The organism is Edaphobacter sp., assembly GCF_035532915.1.
Classification (GTDB): domain Bacteria; phylum Acidobacteriota; class Terriglobia; order Terriglobales; family Acidobacteriaceae; genus Edaphobacter.
Window position 1 is genome coordinate 1 of the sequence record NZ_DATKQC010000238.1, and the last position, 3924, is coordinate 3924.

9 protein-coding genes are annotated in these 3924 nt (G+C 55.0%); 8 read left to right on the plus strand and 1 reads right to left on the minus strand.

Annotation, left to right across the window (positions count from 1 at the left end; translation table 11 throughout):
- A partial coding sequence (locus VMU57_RS11430) for a helix-turn-helix transcriptional regulator (RefSeq protein ID WP_325383472.1) occupies window positions 1-226 on the minus strand: 226 nt, incomplete at its 3' end.
- A gap of 41 nt (window positions 227-267) precedes the next feature.
- Here VMU57_RS11430 and VMU57_RS11435 point away from each other — a divergent pair.
- The 8 genes from VMU57_RS11435 to VMU57_RS11465 all read left to right on the plus strand — a co-directional run.
- Window positions 268-492: a hypothetical protein gene (locus VMU57_RS11435; protein ID WP_325383474.1), complete on the plus strand. Its 225-nt coding sequence runs from the start codon at window positions 268-270 to the stop codon at window positions 490-492.
- A gap of 378 nt (window positions 493-870) precedes the next feature.
- Complete coding sequence (locus VMU57_RS11440) at window positions 871-1440, plus strand: outer membrane beta-barrel protein (RefSeq protein WP_325383476.1); 570 nt, start codon at window positions 871-873, stop codon at window positions 1438-1440.
- A gap of 99 nt (window positions 1441-1539) precedes the next feature.
- Complete coding sequence (locus tag VMU57_RS11445; RefSeq protein ID WP_325383478.1) at window positions 1540-1794, plus strand: hypothetical protein; 255 nt, start codon at window positions 1540-1542, stop codon at window positions 1792-1794.
- Window positions 1795-2024: 230 nt separating this feature from the next.
- Window positions 2025-2255: a hypothetical protein gene (locus VMU57_RS11450; protein WP_325383480.1), complete on the plus strand. Its 231-nt coding sequence runs from the start codon at window positions 2025-2027 to the stop codon at window positions 2253-2255.
- Window positions 2252-2686 (plus strand): TA system VapC family ribonuclease toxin, encoded by a 435-nt coding sequence (locus VMU57_RS11455; RefSeq protein ID WP_325383482.1) that lies wholly within the window; start codon window positions 2252-2254, stop codon window positions 2684-2686. The genes VMU57_RS11450 and VMU57_RS11455 overlap by 4 nt, the downstream gene beginning before the upstream one ends.
- A gap of 42 nt (window positions 2687-2728) precedes the next feature.
- Entirely contained in the window at window positions 2729-2914 is a 186-nt protein-coding gene (locus tag VMU57_RS22840) for a type II toxin-antitoxin system HigB family toxin (protein ID WP_349255566.1), read from the plus strand.
- Window positions 2895-3272: a transcriptional regulator gene (locus VMU57_RS11460; protein ID WP_325383484.1), complete on the plus strand. Its 378-nt coding sequence runs from the start codon at window positions 2895-2897 to the stop codon at window positions 3270-3272. Before VMU57_RS22840 ends, VMU57_RS11460 begins: the two co-directional genes overlap by 20 nt.
- A 329-nt stretch (window positions 3273-3601) precedes the next feature.
- A partial coding sequence (locus VMU57_RS11465) for a type IV toxin-antitoxin system AbiEi family antitoxin domain-containing protein (RefSeq protein ID WP_325383486.1) occupies window positions 3602-3924 on the plus strand: 323 nt, incomplete at its 3' end.

A 3924-nucleotide genomic window follows, 5' to 3' on the forward strand; every position in this document is an offset into this window, starting at 1 on the left:
AGAACAAATCCGTGAACAGCTCTTTCGGTGGAACCGAAAGGGCCTTGGCCAGCTTTACGATATTCTCCAAAGCCACGTTGCGCTCTCCGCGCTCCACACCGCCAACGTAGTTGCGATGAAGGCCCGCCCGTTCGGCCTGACCTTGCCCCCGCGTTGCGTGAAATTGAACGTTTGCGGGGAGCGGAGGAAAGCACACCCAATGGAGATCGACTCGATGTTCTCTCAACTCTGGTGGAAGCCTATGAAGAAGCGCACTTTCCGATCGACATGCCAGATCCGATCGAGGCGATCAAGTTCCGTCTTGAACAGCGCGGCGAGGGCAAAAACGCTCTCGTGGGAGTCATTGGAAGTCGAACTCGCGTCTATGAGGTCCTGCGTCGTGATCGGGCGTTGTCTCTCGCGATGATCCGGCGGCTCAACAAGCGCTTCCGCATACCGGCTGAAGTGCTCATTCGGCCTGTCCGAATGCGAAAGAAGAAGCAAGCAGCTTGAGGCGGCCCCAATCTCATTCCTTGATAAAGGTATTTGTCTTTACCGATCTTCCCTAAAATGACTCCTGTGCAAACTGACTACGTGATCGACTCCGTTCTCGAAGTCATCGAGTGTGCCAGACGTTAGACCGGCCTATCGACTGCAGAGCGCGCTCAATATGGCCGGCATGCCATTGCATAAACTTTAGAGCTTTGGTTTTGTGGTAGCCGTAACCAGTAACGTACAGTCTGACTGCGCTAAAATCGCGCAGGGGGCGACTTAATGGTAGACACGCATCGCACAAGTTGATTTTCGGCCGCTACCATCGTTTTGTGCCGATCAAACCATTGAAACTCGGAACTAAAAGTGAGGATCTCGATGTACCTAAGATACCTGAAGATGATTCTTGTAGTACTCGTGGCAAGTCCGGCAGTTCTGGCCTTTCCCCAAGCTGTGCCGGCGGCCAACGGAGGCCGCTTTCCGCTGAGCGTTGGCGTCGGCTATTCCAATTACTACACCGACTGGAGCGGCCGCCTGTCGGGGCCCATGCTGTGGGCGGACTGGAACTTCTACCGTGGCCCGTCGTTCCTGCAAGGATTCGGCATCGAAGTGGAGGGTCGCGACCTCAACTACGGCCGCACGGGTGGTGACCCGACTCTGCGCATGGATACCGCCGGCGGCGGCCCGATCTATACGTGGCGTCATTACCGCAATTTCCATCCCTATGCGAAGTTCCTGATGGGTTTTGGCAGCATTGATTTTAATATAGGCGTTCCGAACTATACGCACGACACCCGGACAGTGTATGCCCCGGGCGGAGGCCTGGAGTACCGTGTCCATCGGAATGTTTGGGTGCGCGGAAGCTACGAGTATCAGTTCTGGACGGACTTCTTGCACCACCACGCGCTCAATCCACAGGGCTTCACCATTGGCGCAGCCTACGACTTCGGTGGAATTCATCGGCGTTGACGGCGTGCGGAGCCTCCCAGCCGCTGCGCGGTTGTCGACGATTGTACGAGTGGATTGAAACCCGACTCTTTGCGGGTTGGGATGCCAGCAAGGATGAGCTTGGCTGCATCAAGGAAACTACGGCCAACTCCGCCTTGGGCATGGCTGGATGGCGACGAGAGGACTGTCTTCAGGATTATCGAAGACTACGAGCGGGCAACGCAGTTACCTCCAATCATCCTCGAGGCAATGCTGGAAAAGCAGATCGAGCCGGCAGCAGCGAAGAATATTGATGTCGTTGAGACTCTGCTTCAGATGCCGAAGCCGGCGACACGTGAAGATGCGCACACAGCCGTTTCCGTGGCTTTAGACTAGTGACGGGAAATCTCAAGTACTTTCCGGAAGCAGTGCGAAATGGAGTGACAGTGGTCTCGCCTGCTGATTATCTGGCCCATCTCGTGGGTGATTAAGGCGGCTGTGAAAAATTACCTGAATCCATAGTATCCATTGGATTTCTAAAATCCCTACAGATTATAGTGCCTTACGTCAACAAGTTGATGCATTTGATGTATGATGTTTGATGTTTGATGTAAGGAAAGCCCGCGATGCGAACCACCCTGATGATCGACGATGATGTTCTAAGCGTGGCCAAGGAACTGGCTGTAACGCAAAAGAGGACGGTGGGGGAGGTCATTTCTTCCCTGGCTAGGCGGGCGTTGAATCCGGCCGAATCCAAGCTGCAGACCCGAAATGGGGTCCCCCTTTTGCCAGTGCGCGCAGGTACCGCAAGGGTGACATCGGAATTGGTGCATCAGTTGCGCGAGGAATTGCCTTGACACGGTTCCTGCTTGACATCAATGTTCTCATCGCGCTGATCGACCCTGCTCATGTCCAGCATGACCGGGCACACGAGTGGTTCGCGGCAAGGGGGTGGAAGGCCTGGGCCACCTGCCCACTCACGGAAAATGGTGTTCTGCGAATTGTTGGGCATGCGCGTTATCCAAACTCTCCTGGCACACCCGCAGCGGTTGCGGAGTTGCTGATAACACTCTGTACACTGCCAGGCCACGAATTCTGGTCCGACGACATCACGCTCCTTGACGTAAAACGTGTGGACGGCAGTCGTCTTCTGGATTCAGCGCAGGTGACAGACAGCTACCTTCTGGCACTCGCCAGCGCACACGGCAGCCAACTGGCCACCTTCGACCAGCGCCTGGTTACAGATGCCGTTGTCAACGGAGCGCAGGCGCTGCATCTGATTCGGTGAAACTGTCAATTTGGGTTGTGACCTCCCCAAAGGCCGATACCGATCTCTACTGCCTTCCGTAGTGGAAGGCGAGTTGTTTTCAACATCAAAGGAAACGCCTACCGTCTTGTAGCCGCAGTGGATTATCGGCGGGCCATTGTGTTCATCAAATGGCTGGGGACGCACAAAGAATACGACTCCATTGATGTGAGGACCATCCAATATGCAAATGAAACCGATCAAGACTGAAGCTGATCACGCCGCCGCGTTGCGTGAAATTGAACGTTTGTGGGGAGCGGAGGAAAGCACACCCGATGGCGACCGACTCGATGTTCTCTCAACTCTGGTGGAAGCCTATGAAGAAGCGCACTTTCCGATCGACATGCCAGATCCGATCGAGGCGATCAAGTTTCGTCTTGAACAGCGCGGCGAGGGCAAAAACGCTCTCGTGGGAGTCATTGGAAGTCGAACTCGCGTCTATGAGGTCCTGCGTCGTGATCGGGCGTTGTCTCTCGCGATGATTCGGCGGCTCAACAAGCGCTTCCGCATACCGGCCGAAGTGCTCATTCGGCCTGTCCGAATGCGAAAAAAGAAGCAAGCAGCTTGAGGCGGCCCCAATCTGCTTTCCTTGATGGCATGCAGAAAGGCAACCTTTGGATTCGTTGTGGCCGCGCACTCGCGTATCTAACTGATTCTACGGTACGAATGGCGACGCGTAAGTATCGAAAAGTACGGCCTGGACAGGCTATTGGGAGTCTATTGGGAGCGCGTTTTGACGGTTGGGTTCTTCACACAACAGTCATAGGGATGAATGTACTTTTTTGCATTCGATGGCGTTTTGCTTCGTTGAAAACGACATTCCGCTTGCCTCTCGGTTGGGCGGCGGTGGCGTGATGAAACCTAGCCTGTTACGATTATAAGCATAGGAAATATAACATGGCTGTCACCCAAGGAGACCGTGCTCTTGACCTGCTGAAGTCCAGGGGAATGCTTCGCCTTCGAGACTTCATGGCCGAGGACATCGAGCCGGAGACGCTGGCACGCATGGTCAGGGATGAAAAGATTATTCGGCCCGCGCGGGGCCTCTATCAGCTTCCCGACACGAAGATCGACGCTGCCTATATGTTCGCCGAGGCCGCCGTCCTGGTTCCAAAAGGAATCGTATGTCTCATCTCGGCTCTCCAGTTCCACGAACTGACGCTCCAGATGCCCTCCGCGATATGGATGGCCATCGAACGCAGCGCGTGGCGGCCAACGAT